Raw genomic sequence first — 20906 nt, forward strand, 5'->3', positions numbered from 1 at the left:
GGCGAGCGGCAGGTGAGCCGGCAGGTGATGTAGGGGATGGCGCTTCCCGAGTTGATCAATGAGGTTCGCTCGGCGTTGCGTCGGGCCGCCGACCTGATCCCTGCCGAGGCTGAAGGTTCTGTGCCGTTGAACACGCTGGCGCTCGCCGAGGCGGCGCGCCAGGCGCGAGGGCAGCAACGCGGCGCCGCCGCTGCCTCGGCCGCTGGTGAGGCGACGGTGACCTACACCGCGGCGTTGGGGGCGTCGAACCAGGTGATGGCGCGCCACGTCGGCGCCGATGCAGCGCTGCACGACAGCTTCGCGCGGGTCGCCCCGACGGTGCCGGCGGCCCGGGCGAAACTGGATGCGCTCATTACCCAGACTGAGGCGGGGATTGCGGCGTTACTCCCGACGTCGAATACGCCGGCCGGGCGCGCGCAGTTGGTCGCTTTTCTGCAGAATCGGCTCGGCGCGGCGCATGGCGTGCTGAGCGGATTGGTGAGCGAAAGTCGTGCCGCGGCAGGCGCTGTGAATGCCGGTGCGGTGGGTTACCACGTTCCGGGCCGCCATGTTGATCCTCAGCCGCCGCCGGAACATAGCTCGGGGCCGCCTTGTTGGGTGCCCTCCCCCGATGATGCGGGCCGCTACTGCGGTCCGGACAGCGAAAGCTATTTGTATGTGGACAAGGACGGAAACTGGGTGGAGCGGTCCTCGACGGGTGACATCATCCGGCAGTGGGGTCCGGGCAATAGCCGCGATGATGGCCCCACGGTGTGTTGGCTGGCCGGTCCGAATGCGGATCGCTCCGTTTGCGGTCCGGCGACGACGACGTGGATTTACCCGGATCAGCACGGCAACTTGGTGACCGAGCGGATTGGTCCCGGTGGTTCGCGGGAGTTCCCCTTCCATACTCCGTATGGGCCGCTGGTGCCCTAGAGGGGCTCACAGCTCCGGTTCGGGGCCGCGTGTGTCGCTCAGGGCGCGGGTGGTTCCGGTGAGGGCGAGGCGTTCGCGGGCGGCGATGGTGCGCCGCAAGGCCTGCGCAGTGGGCATTCCCAGTTCCTCGAGCAGCGCCGGGGTCGCGTTGAGGAGCAGGCTCCATCCGGGTTTGCGTCCGCGCGCCTTCATCCGCTCGGCGGCCTGGGCGGCTTTTGCTTTGGCTTCTGGGCTTTCGGCGGCCATGCGTAGCTCCAGGGTCAGGGCCTTGAGTTCGGCGTCGGCGGCGGCGAGTTCGTCAGCGTGTTCAAAAGGTGCGGGCGGGTTGGCCAGAAAGTCGTCGAGTTCGCGCTGATCGCGGAGCAGGTCTGCGTGCAGGCGGCGGTGGTGGTCGGGTAGCCCGGTGTAGATGTTTTCGATACGGCGTAGCAGCCCTAGCTGTTTGGGCCCGTTGGGTTGTCCGCTCTGGCCGGTTCCGGTGGACAGCAGTTCGAGTGCGTCGATGTCAGTGGTGCGTGAGGGGACGGCCAGGCGCAGGAGCAGTTGGTCGTGGGTGAGATCACGCGCGGCCAAAACGGCGATGCCGTTGATGGCAGCTCCGATGGGTTCGAATCTGCTTGCGCCGCGGTCTTTGCCGGCGATGTAGGCGCGCCGGCATGCGGCGGCGACGGCGTGGGCGGCGGTGACGCGGTCGGGGTAGGTGGTGTCGGCGACGGTGATGCGGTGCGGTCGTTCGGTGGCGCTATGGGCGGCCGCGTCTTCGGCGACGGGCTCCAGGGCGTCGATGTCGCGTTGTTTGTTGGGGATGGCGCGTTCGAGGACGCGGACTTGCAGGTCGCGGTGGCGCACGGATTGTTGGTGGGCGCGGTCTAGGGCGCTCAATCGTTTGACGGTGTCGTCGAGTTCGACTTGGCGAAGGTAGCGGGGATCACCGGTTGCCATGGCTTTGGTTTCGGCGGCCGCGGTGCCGATGTCTCCGCCGGAGAGGTCTTCGATTTCGGAGTCAACGACTTCGTTGCGGCGCATCTGTTCGATGAACAGATCCTTGGCCTGAACTTTTTGCCACATCACGGTGTCGTAGGAGCCTTCGGTGACGTAGTTGAAAATGTCGATGCCGTCGAGGTTTTGGTTTCCTTGCCGACGGATGCGGCCTTCACGCTGTTCGAGGTCACACGGTCGCCAGGGCACGTCGATGTGGTGCAGGGCGGCTGCGCGGGCCTGGATGTTGACTCCGGTGCCCATTTTCTCGGTGCTGCCGATGATCACGGACACTTCGCCGTTAACGCATTGGGAGAACAGGGTTTTGAGTTCTTCGGGGTTTTTGGCTTCGTGGACGAAGCGGATGGCGTGTGCGGGCATGCCGCGGGCGATGAGTTCGTCTTTGAGCGCTTGGTAGACGGTGAATTGGCTGGGGTCTTTCGACGGTGTGCCGCGGTCGCAGAACATGATTTGCAGTGCTCCGGTGCCGGCGGGTTCGCCGGTGTCGGGATGGGTGTAGGTGCGCTCGGCGCAGCGTTGGTACACGCTGATGGCGTGTTCGGCCGCGGCCGCGGCGCGCGATCGGTGGGGAGCGCTCAGGTGAGCCAGGCGTGGATCCAGTGAGACGTTGCGTCCGTCGGTGCTGATTTTCAGTGTGTTGTCGCGGCGGGGGTTTCGCGCGTCGAGGTGGTCCAGGCGCCAGCCGAGGTCGCTGATGAAGTCGACGACCTCGATGTCGGGTTTGAGGCTGATGATCTGGCGTTGCCCGGTACGCAGCGGCGGCAGGGCGACGGGCACTTGGTCGCGGTTGACCACGTCGGTGTAGGCGGCGGAGATCGCGAGCAGTTCGGGCAGGTTGGTGAACTTGCCGACGCGGGTGACGGGGCGAAGCTGGGTGCCGGTGGCGTTGACCTCGATGGTGGTGGTGGTGGAGGTGAAAGCCGCTCCCCAGTCGCCTAATTCAGTGACGCCGGCATGTTCGAGGAGGTCGGGGCGCAGATAGGTTTGCATGACCCATAGCTCGCCGAGGCTGTTGGCGATCGGGGTCCCGGTGGCGAAGGTTGCGACGCGTTCGATGACCTGGTGGGACGGGAGGCCGTGGGCGGCGGCCTCGTCGCGTCTGCGTTGACGCAGGGCTCGAAGTTTCAGCGCGAGGTCTTCGGCCCGCTGCGAGGCGCTGGTGCAAGACAGTTCTTCGATGTTGCAGGTACGGCCGAGGTTTTTGTAGGTGTGGGCCTCGTCGATCATCAGGTAGTCACATCCGGAGTCTTCAAAGCGCAGACCGGTGTCTTTGGTGTGCGCGGACAGAAGCTTCTCCAAGCGGGTCTTGGCTGACCGGATGGCCAGCTCGACGCGTTTTTTGCTGCGATCCGATTCGGCGGATTCCGCTTGTGCGCGCAGAGAATCCAGGTGTTCTTCGATGTAGGTGATCCGTGTGTCCATCGAGACGTTGATGGCGGTGAACGCGGACTGGGGAATGACGACAAGATCCCAGTCGCTGGCCGAGGATTGGGCGATGAAGCGGCGCCGCCCGTCGAGGGTGGTGGCCGCCGAACCGAGCAGGACCTTGGCGGCGGGATACCACTGCTTGGCCTCGCGGCCTACCTGTTCGATGATCGAGTTGGGAACCACTAGCCAGGGTTGGCGTACCAGACCTAGACGCCGCAGTTCCATGGCGCCGGCGATCATGCTGCCCGTCTTGCCCGCGCCGACGACGTGGTCGAGCAAGGTGGTGGGTTCGGCGATAATCCGTGCGACGGCGTCCCGTTGGTAGGGGTGTGGTGTGAAGTGATCCGACATGCCGGGAAACCGCAGATGTGACCCGTCGTAGGTGGGGGCGCGCAGCGAGTTGAATCGGCGGTTGTATTCGGCGACCAAGGTGTCGCGACGCTGTTCGTCGGTCCACAGCCAGCGCGCGAATTCCTCACTGATTTTCGTCATCTTGGCCTGGACCGCGAACGTGGCCTGCGGATCGAGGACGCCGTCGTTGTCGTTGACCAGGACAGCTTTGGAGTTGCACGCCGCTTCGAGCAGGCTGACGGCGTCGCAGCCGCGCCGATCAAGGCCCCATTCGTCGGTCATCAGCCGTCCGTGCCGCTTGTAGGCGGGCATGTCGATGATCCAGCGTCCGGCGATGTGTTCGGCGGTGACGTCGCTGGCGCCGAAGGTGTGTTGGGCGAAGGCGGCGATCACTGACTCCGGGATCCAGGGGGCGCCCGGGCGGACTTTGATGTCGTGGGCTTCGCGTTGGGGCGGCAGAACGCGCTGCAGTGCGCGCACGTAGTCGGCGTAGAGGGGGTTGGTTGCGGCGGCGGCCATCGCCTGGGTGAGTTTGGTGCGCACGTTGCCTGACAGCGCGGTGACGGCGGGCACGAGCTCTTCGGGGTCATCCAGGCTCGGGTAGACCAGTCCGGTCAGTAAGTCACGGGCATCGGCGACGCTGGTCTCGAGCAGGGCGGCGATGAGGTCGAGGTCGACGCGGCGGGTGCGCTCCAGCGCCAGCGCCAGCGCCTCTTCGGCAGTGTTGGCGGTGGTGGGCTCGATGGGCGGGGTGAGCAGGTCGGTGGAAAAGATCGGGGCTTTACGCGCAATGCCGGCTTCTTCGTCGAAAATTTCCAGCGCGGCCACCAGCGCCCATCCGGGGTCATGGCGCATGCCGCCGTCGAGATGTCGACGTTTCTTGTACGGGGCGGGCGGCTCGCTGGCCTCGGCGTGCCACGCGGCGCTGATGTCGTCGGGCACGGGCCCGGAGTAGGGGTGGCGCGGGTTGCCTTCGGCTGCGCGCCAGGCCGCTTCGGCGGCTGCGAGGCGTTGGTCGCGGCGTTTGTCGCTGACGGCGGGATAGACCAAGGTGAAGCGGTTCAGTGGGCCGTGGCGGCGCACGTAGTTGTCATACAGGGTGTTCAGATGCCCGCGCAGTTGGTCGCGTTCGGCGGCGGGTCGACGGTCGCGCTGGGAGGTGATCAGGCTGGTAGCGACATCGCGCAGGTTGATCAGTTCGCGTGTTTCGGCGAGCAGGGTCGTGGGCGTGTTGTGCTTGACCCACTGGTGGCCGTCCCAGTGTTGGATGCCTCGCTGGTCAGGGCTGATGCGCAAGGTGTAGAGCGCGGTGTCCTCGCCGCGGTCGGCGCCGGTGATCAGGCCGGGATCGAAATCTGCGGCGCTGATGGTGGTGAGGTTCGCTGCGGTGGCGGTCAGGCCCAGACCCACGGCGCGGGCGGCGGCGATCATGGGTTGCAGGCGCGCGCGCAGCTGTTCGGCGAGCTCGGGGCCGGCGGCGCCGACGACGACGAGCTGGGGTGAGCCGTGCAGGCCGTGGCCGAGTTGCATGTCGCCGAGTACGTTGTGCGGGTTGTCGACGAAATAGGTGTTGATCGAGAGGCTTTCGGTGGTGTCGCTGTCGGCGGCGTCGCCGAGTTCCGGTGTGGTGACCGACAGCCAGTCCGGGTCGGCCGGGGCGGGAAGTGTCGGGTCGCGGCGGCGCAGGATCAGCAAGTCGGTGACGACATCGGTTCCGGCCACCCGGGAGAACGCGGCCGAGGGCAAGCGCAGGGCTCCCACGAGGTCGGCGGTGGCGGCGATGTCGCGGCGCGCCGCTGATTTGGTGGCGTCCATGGTGTAGCGGCTGGTCAGCACGGCCACGTAGCCGCCGGGGGCGGTCAGGGCGAGCGCTTTGAGGATGAAGTGGTTGTGGATGGAGTGCCGCGCGGGGTTGTGGGCGGGGTCGGTCAACGCGTAGCGGCCGAAGGGCACATTCCCGATCGCGGCGGTGAAGCTGTTTTCCGGGACCCTAGTGGTTTCGAAACCCTCGTGGCGGATATGGGCTGACGGGTAAAGGGCGGCGGCGATCGCGGCGGTGGTCGCGTCGGCCTCAATGCCGACCATGACGGCATCGTGCGGGGCGTGAGCAATGAATGTTCCTGAACCGCAGCCGGGTTCGAGGACACGGCCACCGGCGAAGCCGGCCTGACCTAGTGCCTCCCAGATGACGGCGGCGATCGCGGGGTCGGTGTAGTGGGCATTGAGGATGGAGGCCTCGGCTTGCCGATATTGGTCGCGGTCGAGCAGGTCGGCCAGTACCTCGCGTTCGGGGGCCAGCGCGGTATTGCGGGGGTCGAACACTTGGGGCACCGCGCCCCATCCGGACCACGCTGCCAGGACCGCTTGTTCGGCGGGCTGGGCCGCGCGCTGGGCGGCCGCGAGGCTGCCCAGCATCCGCAGGGCGGCGATGTTGGCCCGCACCCGTGCCTTGGCGCCGCCGGGTACGAGGGGGTGCAAGCTGGCGGGGAAGTCGCTGGGGGTGACCCACTGGTCTGGGGCGCTCGGGGCGGCACTGGCCTGGTCGAGGTCGTCGGTGCCGGTGGGGGCGGCGGTGTCCTGTGGTGGCGGTGCGGCGGGTGGCAGCGGGGTTCCGCCGGGGTCGATGGTGCGCGGATCGGTGGGTTGGTCGGGTGCATCGAACAGCGAGGGCTGCGCAACGATTACCGGTCGGGTAGCCCGTCCTCGCGTAGGTCGTGCGAGATCATCAGCGCCAGCTGCGCGGTCAGGGGATCGTGGGGGCCGCTGGGCAGTTCCAGCTGGTCTTCGGCCCGGGCCGCCAGAAGATATCCGGCCTTGATTCGGAAGTAGGCCGAATGTGTTGGCTCCGGCCACAGTTGGGCGATCAGGGCCTCGATGTCCGGGCTGGGTTCGGTGCGCAGTGCCGGTCGGGTCCAGCGCTGATCCCACGGGGTCTGCTGGCGGTCCGGTTCGGGTTGATCCTCGCCCCACAGTGTGCTGGGTGGATCCGGCTCGGGGGGAATCTGTTCGTAGAGTTGCTCGCTGAGCACTATTTCCTTGGCCTGGTTGTGTGCGCTGTTGAGCAGACCCACCTTGGTCAGGTAGTCCGGGTGCGCTCCGTGGTGGGCGCGGGTCCACTCCCCTACCGCTTGGGCGCCCATCTCGGCTGCCAGTTCGGCTATCTGGTGACTCAGTCTGCTCGCCTCGCTGTCCAGGAATTCCTCGCACTGCGGTGGGGTCCAGTGCGCCGGTAGGCGCAGTGGACCCGAGTACACCTGGCGCACGATCTGTTGTATCTCTGGACTGCTCATCGTCACCATCCCCACCGAAGATGTCGAACAGACCCTGTTGGTGGGGATCTGGCCGCTTGCTGCGTGCCATATTGTGCGCTCCTGTCGGATGGTGTCGGGGTCGGGGTAGCCGGCAGCGGCCATCAGTGCGTGCAGTCGCCGGTGGTGGGCGAGCCGGGAGTTCGGTTCAGCTGCCGGGCTCACCGCGAGCACACCTCGGCGGCCTGCGCGTGCGCGACCACCTCGAAGAAGCTTGAGACGGTGATTGCCCGGTTGGACCACGCGACCTTGAGGCGGGGGACGTTCGGGCCGCTTTGGGTTGTGGCAGAACGAATTAGGACACGATTCCAGCCGCTGAGGGCACGGCGCTGTAACGCGTTGGGGCACCCGCTGAGGATCGCCCGCGCCGGGCGACCGAGTAGGCGATCCCGTAGCTCGGTGTGATCGGCTTCGCTGGCCAACCAAGGAAATCGTCGCGAGTCATTCATCCGGTGTTCCTTGCGACGGGAATCGACAATGGCACGTGACGCGCCGATAAGTCCGCGGTTGGCCTGGGATCCGCCGCAACCACGGTGATTTGGCGTGTGAGCATGGCGCCGTAGTGCGGTCGAACGTCTCTCCGATCAGTTCCGGTGTGAGGCCGCCGGTCTTCGACGGTCCGCCGATTAGTGCCGCGCTGTGTACGTCGTGCACACTGATAGCGCCTTGTGAGCCCTCGCAGTGTCCCGGGCTGCAGTGACACTCCGCTTCGCCCCGATGCGGCGGGTAGCTCTGCCGGTATCGCACCATGGCCGCCAGCAGCGACGGGTGTGCCGGCGCGGCAAGGGCAACCGCAGCGGTGACCCTCGGGTTGTCTTGCCACGTCGCGGCGGCGGGTTCGCCGCAGTCGCTCATCACGAACAGCAGATCGTCGAGCTCACAGGGAGACACCACGTTAGGAGAACGACTCCGTCTGAAATCCCAGTCGGCGTCGGTGATCTCGATCAATACCGCGGGGTGGCCACCGAGCCCTTGCGGGCGAAATCGCAGTCTGCGGTTGCCGACTGACGGCAACGATTGGTCATGAGGGCAGATCACCGCTCCATGAGGTTGTTCGGTGTCCAGCAGCCACCGCAGGCCGATCAGCAGCAGCGGCAGGTGTGCGGTGACGTCGACGGGTGCGGGTTGGCGACCGATTGCCATCTCAGCTACACCTGTCGGCTGTCGCCATTGCGCAGACGCGCGGCGGCCAAACGGAGACGGGCAGGCAATGACGGCGCGTGCCAAGCCCTTCCACTCGCCGGGGTGGTCTCGGCCTGAAGCTCTATGTGATTATGCATGACAACTCCCTTGTGATGATGAGTGAAAGACTCCGGGCAGCGCCCACACCACCGCTGTGGGGCCGGTGCGAAGAATGTCGCTGAATCGTGGTGTTGCACAGAAGGACTCGGTTCTGATAGGCGGGCGATTCGCCAGTCCACGGCATGGGGCACGTCGTCTGTCGATTCTCGCGCGCGCTGATGAAGCTGAACATCAGCGCACACGCGGTGATGAGCACCAGTTCGACGCTGACAACCGACAGTGATTCCCGCACCACGAGCCCTGGTGTGAGCGCGTCGTGCCGGTGGCTGCAGGGTGGTGTGTTCATCGCCGATGTGCCTGCTCTGAGTGTGGCCGGGGACTGTGCGTTAGTTGCCAGTGCGCGAGCGGGCCCGGCTGGTCGTGGACGCGCCGCACCGCGCCTTGGCGTTGCAGGATCAGCAGTGCGCGGTAGACCTCCTCGGCCACCAGCGGGCGCGCGCTGCCGCGAAACCGTTCGCTGAGCGCCATACGCGCCGCGCTGGTGGTCATTGGTTCGTGGGTGCCGGCGAGGACCTCGATCAGTGCTGCTCGCAGCTGTGCCGCGTTCACCGCTGGCCCGTCTTTTTGCCGCGCCGATGACGCGCTACCAGGCCAGACGCCATCGCTGTTCCCAGTCGCGGGGAGCCGGGTAGGCGTAATGCTGCCGGTCATCGTGGCTTGAAAACAATTGGCAGTGAGGCTGATCGGGCGGCGGCAAGCTCTGGGCCACCCAGCTTGCAACGGCCGCCGGGGATGCGTAGGAGGGCACTCCGGTGGTGGCGCCGCCCCATCCGACCTCACTGGGTAACACCAGGCGGTCGGGTCGGCCGTGGGGGTCGATGAGAAGTTGCGCTGGTCTGTCCACGAATTCCCAGTGGCCGTCAGGGTAGCGCCATCCCTCGATGTTTACTGCATGGATCTCGATGGCCGTCACGCTGTGGATGCCTTGGCTGGTGGGGCGGGCGTCGTAGCCCAGGGCGCAGAGCTGGCCGGCGAGCGCACGCAGGGGCGCAGCGACAGAAGATGCTTTTGTGCGCTCAGCCGCGGGGGTGAGTCGGTCTCGCCTCCACTGACCGGGGGATGCGCCTGGAGATGGCGGTTCGATGGTCATCGGGGTTGATTTCTTCCGGTCGGTGTGGCTGGGTACAGCGCTAGACCCGCCGCGACGTCGAACGCGGGGGCGGAGGTGATGATTCGGTCGACGTGCTCAGTGGCGGTGTCAAGGAGGGTCCATTCTTCTTCGATGCAGGATCGTGAGCCGCCGACCTGTCTGCGGGTGACGCGCAGACTACGGAACTGGTCGCCGCCGGTGGCAATCCATACGGCGGGGACCATGTGCACGTGTTCAGCGACGTACCAATCGAATTCGGTCTGTCGGCGCAAGATGTCCACGAGAGCGTCACGGTCAGCGAGGTATCCGGTCCCCGCGCCGCAAGCAACGAAAAACTGTGGGCTGCAGGTGTGGGCGGCGCTCATCGCATCTTCATCCTGCGCTGCCGTAGCCGCTTCAGCGTGTCCACCCGTTGTGCGCGACGCCGAGCGCCGGCAACGGGTGGAGCTTGGCGGTACAGCGCCGTCTCGGCGGCCGCCGGACCGCCGTACTCGCGCCAGGGGACGAAGTGGCCGTCTCCTGGTTCGCAGCCCGGTGCTGCGCGCCAAAAGCCCCATTGCCGGCAGTGGTTTCCCGTGACAACGATGGTGCGGCAGGGTTTTTCGGATCCATCGTCGGCTTGCAGGAGGGCGATCCGATGTCTGTCGCTGGCGTTGCGTAGGGCCATGGAGCCGCGGCGGCGCAACCAGGAACCTGCTGGGGTCGTTTCAACATAGCTGCCGGACAACATGATTGAAAGGAATCCCCAGGGATGGTCGTGAAAGTCGTGGGGGTCATCGGAGGCCAAGAATTGATGCAGGTAAAGGTTCACGAGGCGGTTGTGCGGCAGCAGATACCAGCGGCGCAGATAGAGCCGTCCGTGGGCATCGGTGATGATCTGGTGCGGTGCGCCGCTGAGCAGGATGGTCAACCACCGGCCGGGCGCGGGGCGACTTATCGTGGCGCTCATTGTGTGCCCTCGGTGACGTATTTGAGGAGCGCGGGTTTAGCCGCGCTGGCCGGCTCTGGTTCGGGTGGCAAATGTGGTGGCGAAGCCGGCGCGTGGGTGACATTTCGGGCAGTGCAGAGCCGGGGAGGTCGAGTTGTCGGCGCCCCGAGTGCGGCGGCGTGTTTGATGGCGGCGGTGATGACGTCGGGGGCTTGGCCGGGCAACATGTGGCCTGCGCGGGGGACGTGCCAGTGCACAGCGTCGGGTATCGCTGCGGCCATGTCGCGGGCGTGTTGGGGTGGCGTGATGGGGTCGGCCCCCCCGCTGACGATGACGGTTCGTGCGGTGATGGTGGACAGTGTCGCGTAGTGGTCGTAGGAACGCAGGCTGGGCAGGTACCCGACGGCGGTGCAGGCCGCCGTGGTGGTCAATGCCGCCAACGCCATGGGCGCAAAGTCATTGGTGGGCAGACGATGTGCTAGGTGGGCCAGGGCCGCGCACACGGGTTTGGTCAGGCCCCGCACGAGGGTGTCGGGGCTGTGAGTGACGGTGTAGGCCACCGCGTCAGTGGCCGGGGTCGACAGCAGCCTGCCGATGCCGCGTCGGCTGAGTTTGCCCGCAGCGGTCGCTGCCAGAACCAGGCCATGGGGGATCACGCTGCGACGGCACGCCGACGCGGTGAGATAGGCCAACACGGCCATGCCGCCCATTGAGTGAGCGACCATCGTCACCGGCGGTGTCACCTCGAGCTCGCCGAGCAGGTAGCGAAGGTCTTCGCCGAGCTGGGCGATGGTGTAGGTCGCTGGATCGGCCGTTCCTGATTCGCCGTGGCCGCGGTGGTCGTAGCTGATCAGTCTGAGCTGCGCGCCGTACTCGGCCTGTAACCGATTGATCTGCGGTGTCCAAGTCTGGTGGTTGAGGCACAGGCCGTGCAGAAAGATCACGGTGTGCCCCGCGCTGGCCGGTCCGCTGTCGTGGACCGCCAGCATGGTGCCATCGGTGGTGGTGATCTGCCGGCGCTGCGCGCGGACGCCGCAGGTGCGATGGCAGGCAGTGCGGGGCGGCGGCGCGAGAACTGCAGCGGCAGTCATGATGCCAGCCGGTGTGGGCGGCGAGGATGGTCGTGGCGGCTACTCCCGCAGCCAGTGGTGCAGACCTGGATGTTCCACCCGGTCAATTCTCGGCTAAGCCGCACGTTGTGCCCTTCCTTGCCTAGGGTGCGGGAGTAGTCGGCGGGGTCGACGACCACGCGGATGATGCGGGCCTTCGCGTCGGTGACCTCGGCTTGTGCGCAACGCAGCTGTAGGGCGTCGAGGACATACCGGACCGGGTCGGGATGGAAGCGGATGATGCTGATGCGTTCGCCACCCAGGCGGCGTTGCACGTCGGCAACGCGCAATCCTGCCCAGCCGATGCACACCCCGGCGGGGTTGAGGGTGCGCAGATGGGTGTCGACGGCGACTTTGGCCCACCGTCCGGGTTCGCGTGCCGCACTGACGATTTGGACTGAACCGTCAGCTACTTCGGGAACACGTTCGGCCAGAGCGGCGCGCATCAACTCGCGAGGAAGTACCACGGTCACAACCTCTTTCGGGCTGGGTCTGCGGGCACGGGTGCCGGTTGCGGGGCCTGTGACCCACGAGCGTCCGCAGGCTCGACGACGGCGAAAGCGGCCTCCAGATCCGCGATTTCAGTACGCAAGGCTGCGGTGATAGTCGGCGCCCAGGTGATCGTGCGACCTGAGGATCCCGCTCGGTTGATGATGTCTTCGCGCTCCAGCGCGCACAGGGTGCGATAGATCTGTTCGCTGATCGGCGCGGCGAGCCGGCCGCGCGGACCGTGCGGCACACGGGGGGCGTTGTCCCGTAGTTCAGCGGTCGTCAGCGGTCGGTCGGCGCGGCGTAGCTGCGCGGTGAGGTCATCACGCAAGATGCGGGTGGCGCGGCTGTAGCTAGGCACTGACCCGCTCCTGATCGGCCGCGTAGCGCACGGCTTCGCGAATCATCAAGTCAGCGGTGCGCACTCGTGGTGCACCGCGGCGGTTGTCGTCGACGGCCTTGCGCAGGCCACGTAGCGCTTGTTCCTGGTTGGGAGTCGCGTAGCGGATCGCCTCGGACATGACTCGTCGTGCCTGCTCGCGTGTCGCGGCGTGGCGCAACGCTTTGCGAAGCACGAGCGCGCGAATCTGTTGATCGGGCGGTCGCTGCCGATAGTGCTCGACCGCGGCCTGCAAGCGTTCACGCGCTCGGGCCAGCGGGGCAAGGGTGCGGTTACCGGGCAGCACCACACCGGCCCACACCCCGTCGCTGGCCCCCAAATCAAGGGCTGCTTGACCGCAGGCCGCCGCGACCGGGCAATTGGCGCAGATGGCGATCGCGCGGGTGCGGGCGGCGGTGCTGAACCACAGGTCAGGATCGTCGTATCGGCAGAGCCCATCGCGCGCCGACTGCGTCGCTGCAATGCGGGTGATATCGGTAAGTGACATGAGTGCCCCTAGGTGTGCGTGAATCTTAAACGCTCCAAAAACATCTAGTCACGTACTATTACACCTATAGGCACTCATGTCCAGACTATTGGTGACTTATGGGGACACTTTCTATAAATAGCCTGCTCAGACGCATTTTACTGTTTGTGAAGGGAGTGGGGTTCCGGGGCGCAGACGCGGTGGTTGATGATTGACACGCGCACCCTAGACGTGTTTTCACGCCTATTGCCGTACATGCTCAATGCTTCTGCCCGGAACGGGGCGTGATCGACAATCCTCGTGTCTGTATGTACGTGGCTATGGTTGCCTTCTATAGTGATGCGACAAGCTGAATGCTCGTTTCTCGGGCGTTCGGGCCCAAGCGACTACCTGACATAAGGGACCGGGGTGAGCGAGGAGACCGAGCCACTCAAGCGTGTTGGTCAGGCTGTCTTCACGCGTCGACTCGAGGTGGGGTTTGAAACCCAGCAGGAGCTGGCCGATGCGGCGGGTGTCGCGCTGAGCACTGCGGCGCTACTCGAACGGGGCAAGACCTTTCCGCGGCCCTCCAAACGGGTGCTCATTGAAGATGCGTTGCAGTGGCCGCGCGGCGCCCTGGATGCGCTGCGGCGCAATGTGCCGCTGCCGCAGGCTGACACCACGCCGAAAGCTTCCATCGCAGCCACCGCTGCCCCACCGCGGCAATCGGCTGCGGTATCGCCGCGCACCTACTTGGTGATCGCCAAAGGACTGACCGATGTCGCGGCGACCTGCGCGCTCGTTCTGCTGCAGTCTGCCCAGCGTCCCGAGTCGCGGATGGCGTTGCAGGAACTCGACACGCAATTGTTCAATCTCGAAACGCTCATCTCGGCTACGCTCCCCCATGCCGGTGACGCCTTCGACGAGACCATGTCGGCGATCACCGCGCTGCATGAGCAGCGCGTCGCCATCCGCCAAGCTACCGCGAACGACCAACGACTGGCGACGCTTTAAGCCACTCGTCGAGCGACAAACGCCCCCGGCATCGGCGAGACCTTGACCGGCACGCCGGACTGTTGTGCCTCGACGCATTCGGTCGGGCTGATCGCCAGCAAGATGTGGCCGGGGCCCCGGCTGTCGAACGAGCTGCGCGGAAAGACCAGATCGCCGGCTTGTACGTCGCCAGGTGCTACCGCAGTTCCCTGCCCGATCATGGTGTACGTATCGGCGCCGAGGGTGACGCCGGCCTGGGCGTAGGCCCAGTGCACGAGGCCCGAACAATCAAACGCCTCAGGACCTTTCGCTCCCCACACGTAGGGCCTACCCAGCTTCGTCAGTGCCGCTTTCACCGCCATTTGCGCCGACGGTCCCCCACCCCGCATCGCGTAATGCTGGCCCGCGGCGCCGGGGTGACCCACGTGCCCGCGATGCCCGCTAAACAAGCCGGACAGCCCCGGCAGCGACGGCACGCCGCCCCCTCCCCCACCCGTGCCGAATCCCCCGCCCCCACCCATCGGAGAGACACTCATCGGGGCGCGGTAGCCCCCCGATGCCGAGCGGACCATCATCGCCAGCCGAAGGTTGCGTTCCTCAGCGGCCGTCAGGACCGCCTTGACCCGGGAGAGCTGGCCCTGCAAGAGACTGATCAATGCGGCACGGCCTGCCGGTGTCGCGGTGCTCGGCGCGATCGCTCCCACACCGGCGCGGGTTTGCTCAATCACACCATCAACTCCCGCGCCGCCGAGCGAAGCTGTCCGAACCGCTCCCTGCAATCCCGGCGTCGTGTGGTAATCAGCGCCGACGACTGAGTCCAGGCCGGCCACATGTCCGCGGCCCGCGGTGACATACGTTTGCCCTCCGGCTCCGCGCCAATGCCCTCCGGCCGCCTGGACCGCACCCGAGACAGCGCCACGCCCCGCCTCCAGTGTCGGTGTCGTCGTCCATTCGCCACCGGCCGGTGCCTGACCGAACAGGCCGCGTGCTGCTCTCATGCTGCGGCCAGCCTCGGCAACCAACGCGTCAAGGGACACAAGCGGCAGTATTGCCGATTCCCTCGCTATTGAGCCACCAATACGGGCAACTTTGCTCCGATCCGGCCTTCAACTCAGAAGAGGACCCCGCCCCGAACACCCCTGATCAGTAGCCGCGCGGCGACCGGGTGGGGTCGGCTTGCTGGATATTGGCGGCTAGGTTGGATCCGTCGAGACTGACGTGGTAGTGGCGCTGGGCATAGTTTATGAAGGCGCATGCTCCGGCCACATCATCGGTGCGGCTCATCGCTGTACCCGGTTCGTGGTAGGCGCGAAAGGTTGAGTCGATGAATTGCCAGGTCCCCACACTGGGATCGCCGCGCACAGCGTTGTCATCGCTGAGGTTCTTCGCCGTGGAGGAAAAGTTGGATTCCCGCTGAGCCACCAGCATCATGCCGCTTTCCCAGCGAGCACGCGCCGCGGGATCCCTGATCCCTTTCAGATCCAGGGCTTGGCGGATCGCCGCACGTACCCGCTCTGGTCCTGGTCCGTGCGCGCTCAAATGCAACGGTGACCCCGCTTCGCGGCCGCGCCGCTGACGCCGCCCTCGCGTGCCCGCAAAAGAACCCGTCGCCGCCCCGAACGGTGCCGCGCTGAGGCCAGCACCACCTCCGCCGCCCATGCCCGACGGCGAGAAGCTCATGGGCGCCGCAGGCGGCGCCTGTCCCCCATAACCCGCGGCCGCGGCGCGCACCAGCCCAGCCAACTGCCGGTCTTGTTGCTGGGACAGCTGCAGAAGTGCCTTCGCCCGGCCGAGTTGGCCTTGAAGGTGAGTGATCAGAGCCCGCTGACCGGCTGGGGTACTCGCAGTCGGCGCGAGCGCACCGACCCCACTCTGGGTGGTGGCGATGACACCATCCATACCGCCACGACCTTGGCGGCCCACGGTCGCTCCTCCCGCCAGACCGGGCTGTGCTCCCTCGTCGGCGCCGGTCACGACATCGAGCGCCCGCCACCCTCTGCCCGCAGAACTGCGATAGGTTCCTCCCCCTACCCCCTGCCACGACTCCTGGGCCTGGCGGTGCGTGCGGGCCACGGCGCCACCCGCTCTGACAAGACCGCCCGTCGACTGCCACTCCCCCGACACCGGCGTGGCCCCATACATGCCTCGAGCATCACCGAGCGCACGACCCGCCTCGACGATCGCGGCGCCCAAAGTCGTCATGGACGGGGAGTATGGCCTAGCCAGGCCACCCAGGTCCAGCAACTGGCCCGGCCAATGTTGCGCTGTTCTGGCAAGAGACATTACCTACTGCCTCCAAATCCCCCGTTCATGACGGGCTCCGGGTTGCGCGACGCGGGTGCGACTCGGCCCTTGGCCTTGTCGGTATCTTCAGCGCCCGGGCTCTGAAGAGGTCGGGCGCCGGGAACACCCCGCGCCCCCGGCCGCCAAGTACCCACGTGCATCACGTCGCTCCCCGAGACTCTCGGGTTGCTGCGGATAGCAGGGCGCCAGCCCCTCGGGCTTAAGCGGTCGCAGGACCCCGCGCTCGCAGCCCCTGTGGCGGGTCAGCGGGGGATGAGTCGCCGAAGTACTGAGCAACTGCTCACCCCCGCGGGCGAGATATCTCACCAGACTGGTGTTCAGGCGCTGGGGGGAACTCGTCGCTGCTGGTCGTTAACTTCAGGCTTAGGCCCCCGATCGCGCCGGGTGTCGATCTGGAAGCCCCACGGCCGGGCGCTCTGCCGCTTCGCAGCACCCCCTGGGGCACCAAAAGTGCGATCCTCCACGGCAAGCGGGCGCGCTCGTCACCCGCGAGTCACCCGCATCCGGCGCAGGCGGTGATAAGTGCCAAGGGCCGATATTAGCAGTTCACTGCGTTGCACCGCGCTCATAGAGGCGCTGATAACCGCGCCGTATGTCGCGCGTGAAGCACGCAACTAACCTCGCGTATAACAGCGTGCACCACGACGCGTTCAAGCTCGCCTGCCTAGACGCTTGATACACCGCGTGACCAGGCGCGGCGCGGTACGTCCTACGCAGCGCGCGCTAGCGTGCATTAACCACGCTAAGTATCACGCACGATGCAGCGCGGTAGAGAACGCGTTGATTAGCGCGTTGTGAAGCGCGTGACACAACGCGCTTGTCTGCGCGGTGTGTGCGCTGATGCAGTGCGATACTAAGCGCGCGGCAAACGCGACTAATAGAGCGATAAACAAGCGGCGACAGTTGCGATGGCATCGCTGTTTTTCACGCGACAGTTAGCGCGATTGGTGCGCGTTCAGTGTCGCGACTATTGCGCGTTTGAAACGCGATGCAAAGTGCGCGATGGGTCGCGCGAAAGTTAGCGATTTACCCCGCTCGGCGCGTCGCGCTGGACGCGCGTGCAACCAGCGGATAACGTCGCGCCTCAACAGCGCTGCCGCGGCGGGGGACCCAACGCCGCCCCCCGCCGCGGTGCCCATGACCCCCACCTTCACATCAATGCCTGAACCGAAAAGGTAGGTCTTCACTATGCCGATCCTTACCGCCGATCTAGCCGAAGCGATGACCGCCGTGGTGCCATCGCCGTATCACGCCATTGCGTTCGCCAATGGCAAAGGGGGAGTAGGCAAAACAAGTCTTGCCTCCAACGAAGCCGCGTTGTTCGGCGGCGCGGGATATCGAGTGCTTCTCGTCGAGCTCGATATGCAGGGAAACTGCGCGCGAGACTTCGGCTTGCCCGTGGGGGAATGGGAGACAGTTGAAGACCTGATTGCGGGAAATGGCGAAGCGCACGCGGCTGCTCTGATGCTCCCCGGTGCCCCGAGCGCGCCACCTCCGTTTTATGAGAATGTGCGGCCTGGCGTCGACCTCATCGCCGGCGGTTACGCCCTGGAACGCATCTACAAATACTTCGCATCGAACGCGGCTAGTCAGAGCCTGCACGCGGCTCTGGTAGCAGAAATCTCTAGCCTGGATCGGCGCTACGACTTGATCTTGATAGACGCACCACCTGTGGATATGACAGCGATGGACGCTGTCCTGCGCGTGGCGGGCACCGTCATCATTCCCATCCGTGCCGACGACGCCAGCATCGACGGACTCTCGGTTGTGGCCCGCCGATTTGAGCTGGCTCGTCAAGATAATCCAGCGTTGATGCTTGGCGGTGTGGTTCGATTCGGACTCGGCAGCTCATCCACTCGGATCGCGCAGCGGGTCCAACACACAGTCACCGAAATATTGGGGGATAGCGCACCTGTCTTCCGTAACATCATCCGTCACTCAGACGCTGCCAGTTTTGATGGACGTCGTCACGGACTCATGGCCTACGAGCTGGAGTCGGCCAGCAAAATTGCCCAACGCAAGCGACTAGAGGCGCTCAAGACGGGCATCACACCAGAATCGGCCGGGGTGTCCACCGGCGCCGCGAGCAGCGCGGGTCTGGCGGAAGACTACGAAGGTCTGGCCATGGAGATCCTCCAGCGGGTCAACGAACTGTCAGCCCTTGACCAGGAGGTATGACAATGTCTCAACCTACGCATAAGAATCTGCAAAGCACCTTCGCTGCGCCACCACCACGCGGGAGAAAACTGCAAGGTCTCCTGAAATCCCCGGATCGCCGGCAGCCTGCGGCAGCCAACTCTGAGCCTGACCAACAGGATCCGGCGTCCCCGACCTCGAGCATCACGCAATCGCCGGCCCGCCAAGCCGACGCTCCATCGCCGGACCCGACTGTTGCCGCGACGCCGCAGCAGCAGCCAGCGGCGGCTCCCATACCCGAGGCCACCAACAAAGTCGCCGGCCAGAGCACACCGGCACGGCCTGCGGTTCCCAGAGCATTGAAGCCACCGTCCGGAGAAATCGGTCCCACGTCCGTTTATCTGCGCACCAAGGCATATCGTGAACTCGTCGACAGGCGCCAAAAGAAATTTCGGAGCTACGCCCAAACCGTCTACGACGCCTTCGCCTTCATCCGCGATAAGGCCAACGACGAGAACCAAGACCCCGCCGACGCTTTGGCGAAGCTCTTCGACGTCAACGACGCCGCCGACCCGTGGCTCATGCCGGAACCGCGCTCGGCTCGAAACAGTTCAGAGCCCACTGTGGAGGCAAAGATCGCCCTCAAACCTCAAGAGCGGCAGTGGGTCAAAGATAAAATGGCCGACATCGGCGCCACACACCTCTCACCATTTTTGGCGACTGTTCTTGAGCATTTTCTTCTCCATGCCAAGACCTGATCCCAAAGGCGGCGAACGGGGCCGCTCTTGCGGCCAGCGCGGAGAAGTGGCCCGGCTAGGTGGAGGTTCGATGCTGGCACCACGATTCTGCGCGGCCGCACGTCTTGGCTATGTCAGCGCGGACATGAGCTAGCCCGTTTTATTTCGGCGCCGTTGTTCGTCTTCGTAGAGCAACTTTCGGCTGTATTTCAGGCAGGCCAGTAGATCCCGTTCGTTATGGACCGCGATGTCGCCGATGTGGATTGCGGGAATATCAATATCGGCCAGGCCCTCAACGACGGAGAGTTCATCGTCGATGAATAGGGTGCAGACTGCGGGTGAATAGCGCGATGAGCGACGGGTGCGCCAGTAGTGCTCTGCCTTGCAGGCTAGGGGACGTTGGGCGGGGGTGCGGCGCGCGTAGGCGGCAACGGGAGGTACCGGCAGCTGGGTGTCGATCCAGCGTCGCACAGTGCCCAGTGTCCACGCCGGCCTGGTCGTGGACACCGCGTAGGACCATCCGAGGGCGCTGAGTCGCTCGATGAGCTCCAGCCCGGTCATTAGCGGGGTGGCCTCGTCGGTGTGGGCAAAGAATCGGTGCCAGCGGCGCGGCTGTTCTTCGTCGAGTTCGTAGGCAAAGGGGGCCATGTCGATAAGAACTCCGTCGAAGTCGATCATGACACCGTATTTGCGCGGCATAAAAATAACTATACCCGACGAAATACATAAACAATGAGCGATTTTCATTTGCAAACGCGCCGTTTCAAATCAACGGTAGTCGATAGTTCCAGGAATTGCATCGCGGGCACGTATGCTTTCTATTTTCTTGGCCAATTCCGCGGCGGCGGCGGCGGCCTCGTCGATGCGCCGTCGTTGTGCGCGCTGAGCGGCCGCGGCCGCGACTGCACGCGCGGCTTGGCGGGCCGGATGCTGCTCAGCAGGCAGAACAATGCTTTGGCGTTGACGTCGATCGTCGGCCTCGGCGCGGCGCTGAGCGGCTCTACTCGCTCGTTCGTGCGCTTCGCGTGCTTGGTCTTGCGCGCTGGGTCGGTCGTCGAGGTTGTCGCGGCCGTGCCAGACCAGCACGGCGCCGAGCAGGCCAATCGGTTTGGCCGGGCGGTCGGGGATACGGTGACCGGTGATGCCGAGCCAATCGGTGATCAGTTGGTTCAGGTCGCGCGCCGTCCACTGGTGATGCGCCGGGCCGGCCAGCACAGCTGCCCAGGCCGCCGCGGAGTGCCGACGCGCCCACGGGGGACTGTTCGGGTGGCTGCGCCACGTCTGTGCGAGGGCCAACCCCCGCTCGTCGGGGCGTGCTCGGCGCGTAGCGCCGTGTTTCCGGCGGCCGTGAGGCCGTCGGCTGTGGGTAGTGAGTTGTTGGTAAGGGGAATGTTTCTTACGTAAGGGACCACTTCGTGGGTGGGGTGACAGCGTGTTAATGGCCCGGACGAGCTGGGCGTCCTCGTGCAATGCCCACACTGATGCCCAGCCCCGGGCACGGTCGCCCAGGCGCCAGGACGCGAACCGTTCGGTTCGGGTGCGCTGGCGGCCACGCAGCACTTCAGTAGCCACTCCGAGCAGCCGCAAGCATTGTCGGCCTCGCTGAACGTGGCGGATCGACAATCCAGTGTCGGCGGCTAAGCGGGCGTTGGTGGGGCGGGCGTTGCGGCCGGTGCGGAAGTCGGCATAGCGGGCTAGTGCTGCGGCGACCAGGATCAGTTTCGAGCGGGATATGCCGCCGTCGTGCATGTGCGCCCGTATGACGCTGTAGCGCTGGTCGTAGGCGAAGGCCACAGTGAGGTGGGCCCAGGCTGACCAGCCGTGGTTCCAGCATGCGATCCCGGTGTGGATGTCCTCGGCGAGTTCGAGGACGACGTTTTCCGTTATCGCCCATGTCGCGGCCGGCGCCAGCGGGGAGAGAACGCGGCGAGTGCGCGCGAGGCGTCGCCGGCGTGCGAGGGCGGCGTGGGTG

Annotated in this window: 16 protein-coding genes; 4 read left to right on the forward strand and 12 right to left on the reverse strand. The window is 65.8% G+C overall.

Annotated features, from left to right (window positions below):
• Positions 1-126 precede the first annotated feature (126 nt).
• On the forward strand, positions 127-915 hold the full coding sequence (locus tag AC5Y6Y_RS21240; RefSeq protein WP_499930218.1) for a DUF4226 domain-containing protein: 789 nt from the start codon (positions 127-129) through the stop codon (positions 913-915).
• Positions 916-921: 6 nt separating this feature from the next.
• Here AC5Y6Y_RS21240 and AC5Y6Y_RS21245 read toward each other — a convergent pair whose 3' ends face one another.
• The 8 genes from AC5Y6Y_RS21245 to AC5Y6Y_RS21280 form a co-directional block, all read right to left on the reverse strand.
• Positions 922-6171 carry a helicase-like domain-containing protein gene (locus AC5Y6Y_RS21245; protein WP_499930219.1) on the reverse strand — a complete coding sequence of 1750 codons (5250 nt, stop codon included), beginning with the start codon at positions 6169-6171 and terminating at the stop codon, positions 922-924.
• A gap of 203 nt (positions 6172-6374) precedes the next feature.
• Entirely contained in the window at positions 6375-7166 is a 792-nt protein-coding gene (locus AC5Y6Y_RS21250) for a hypothetical protein (protein ID WP_499930220.1), read from the reverse strand.
• A gap of 1419 nt (positions 7167-8585) precedes the next feature.
• Entirely contained in the window at positions 8586-8852 is a 267-nt protein-coding gene (locus AC5Y6Y_RS21255) for a hypothetical protein (RefSeq protein WP_499930221.1), read from the reverse strand.
• A gap of 902 nt (positions 8853-9754) precedes the next feature.
• Positions 9755-10303, reverse strand: a complete 549-nt coding sequence (locus AC5Y6Y_RS21260; RefSeq protein ID WP_499930222.1) for a hypothetical protein — start codon at positions 10301-10303, stop codon at positions 9755-9757.
• A gap of 35 nt (positions 10304-10338) precedes the next feature.
• Positions 10339-11412, reverse strand: a complete 1074-nt coding sequence (locus AC5Y6Y_RS21265) for an alpha/beta fold hydrolase (RefSeq protein WP_499930223.1) — start codon at positions 11410-11412, stop codon at positions 10339-10341.
• Positions 11409-11897 (reverse strand): transcription elongation factor NusA, encoded by a 489-nt coding sequence (locus tag AC5Y6Y_RS21270; protein WP_136623047.1) that lies wholly within the window; start codon positions 11895-11897, stop codon positions 11409-11411. Before AC5Y6Y_RS21270 ends, AC5Y6Y_RS21265 begins: the two co-directional genes overlap by 4 nt.
• Before the next feature lie 2 nt (positions 11898-11899).
• Positions 11900-12280, reverse strand: coding sequence for a hypothetical protein (locus AC5Y6Y_RS21275; RefSeq protein ID WP_122447322.1), 381 nt, complete (start codon positions 12278-12280; stop codon positions 11900-11902).
• Positions 12273-12806 (reverse strand): WhiB family transcriptional regulator, encoded by a 534-nt coding sequence (locus AC5Y6Y_RS21280; RefSeq protein ID WP_499930224.1) that lies wholly within the window; start codon positions 12804-12806, stop codon positions 12273-12275. The genes AC5Y6Y_RS21275 and AC5Y6Y_RS21280 overlap by 8 nt, the downstream gene beginning before the upstream one ends.
• Positions 12807-13193: 387 nt before the next feature.
• On the opposite strand from AC5Y6Y_RS21280, the gene AC5Y6Y_RS21285 reads away from it, so the two are divergent.
• Positions 13194-13778 carry a helix-turn-helix transcriptional regulator gene (locus tag AC5Y6Y_RS21285; RefSeq protein WP_499930225.1) on the forward strand — a complete coding sequence of 195 codons (585 nt, stop codon included), beginning with the start codon at positions 13194-13196 and terminating at the stop codon, positions 13776-13778.
• Here the strand turns inward: AC5Y6Y_RS21285 and AC5Y6Y_RS21290 are convergent.
• Complete coding sequence (locus AC5Y6Y_RS21290) at positions 13775-14755, reverse strand: C40 family peptidase (protein WP_499930226.1); 981 nt, start codon at positions 14753-14755, stop codon at positions 13775-13777. The two genes, AC5Y6Y_RS21285 and AC5Y6Y_RS21290, sit on opposite strands and share 4 nt — an antisense overlap.
• A gap of 145 nt (positions 14756-14900) precedes the next feature.
• Positions 14901-15959 carry a transglycosylase SLT domain-containing protein gene (locus AC5Y6Y_RS21295; protein ID WP_499930227.1) on the reverse strand — a complete coding sequence of 353 codons (1059 nt, stop codon included), beginning with the start codon at positions 15957-15959 and terminating at the stop codon, positions 14901-14903.
• Between the two features lie 1290 nt (positions 15960-17249).
• Here AC5Y6Y_RS21295 and AC5Y6Y_RS21300 point away from each other — a divergent pair.
• The gene (locus AC5Y6Y_RS21300) at positions 17250-18239 is read left to right on the forward strand and encodes a ParA family protein (RefSeq protein WP_499930228.1); all 990 of its coding nucleotides are present in this window, start codon (positions 17250-17252) and stop codon (positions 18237-18239) included.
• A 2-nt stretch (positions 18240-18241) separates the two neighbouring features.
• Entirely contained in the window at positions 18242-18955 is a 714-nt protein-coding gene (locus AC5Y6Y_RS21305; protein ID WP_499930229.1) for a hypothetical protein, read from the forward strand.
• A gap of 129 nt (positions 18956-19084) precedes the next feature.
• Here the strand turns inward: AC5Y6Y_RS21305 and AC5Y6Y_RS21310 are convergent, their stop codons facing one another.
• A complete protein-coding gene (locus AC5Y6Y_RS21310; protein ID WP_499930230.1) occupies positions 19085-19633 on the reverse strand; it encodes an HAD family hydrolase in 549 nt (182 codons plus the stop codon).
• A gap of 69 nt (positions 19634-19702) precedes the next feature.
• On the reverse strand, positions 19703-20149 hold the full coding sequence (locus AC5Y6Y_RS21315; RefSeq protein ID WP_499930231.1) for a hypothetical protein: 447 nt from the start codon (positions 20147-20149) through the stop codon (positions 19703-19705).
• Positions 20150-20906 lie beyond the last annotated feature (757 nt).

The organism is Mycobacterium sp. NGS24 (genome assembly GCF_059813065.1).

Coding starts and splice junctions, on each gene's coding strand:
- AC5Y6Y_RS21280 (WP_499930224.1), bottom strand. CDS start 12,806: ATGTCACTTACCGATATCACCCGCATTGCAGCGACGCAGTCGGCGCGC.
- AC5Y6Y_RS21310 (WP_499930230.1), bottom strand. CDS start 19,633: ATGCCGCGCAAATACGGTGTCATGATCGACTTCGACGGAGTTCTTATC.
- AC5Y6Y_RS21290 (WP_499930226.1), bottom strand. CDS start 14,755: ATGAGAGCAGCACGCGGCCTGTTCGGTCAGGCACCGGCCGGTGGCGAA.
- AC5Y6Y_RS21300 (WP_499930228.1), top strand. CDS start 17,250: ATGCCGATCCTTACCGCCGATCTAGCCGAAGCGATGACCGCCGTGGTG.
- AC5Y6Y_RS21295 (WP_499930227.1), bottom strand. CDS start 15,959: ATGACGACTTTGGGCGCCGCGATCGTCGAGGCGGGTCGTGCGCTCGGT.
- AC5Y6Y_RS21305 (WP_499930229.1), top strand. CDS start 18,242: ATGTCTCAACCTACGCATAAGAATCTGCAAAGCACCTTCGCTGCGCCA.
- AC5Y6Y_RS21265 (WP_499930223.1), bottom strand. CDS start 11,412: ATGACTGCCGCTGCAGTTCTCGCGCCGCCGCCCCGCACTGCCTGCCAT.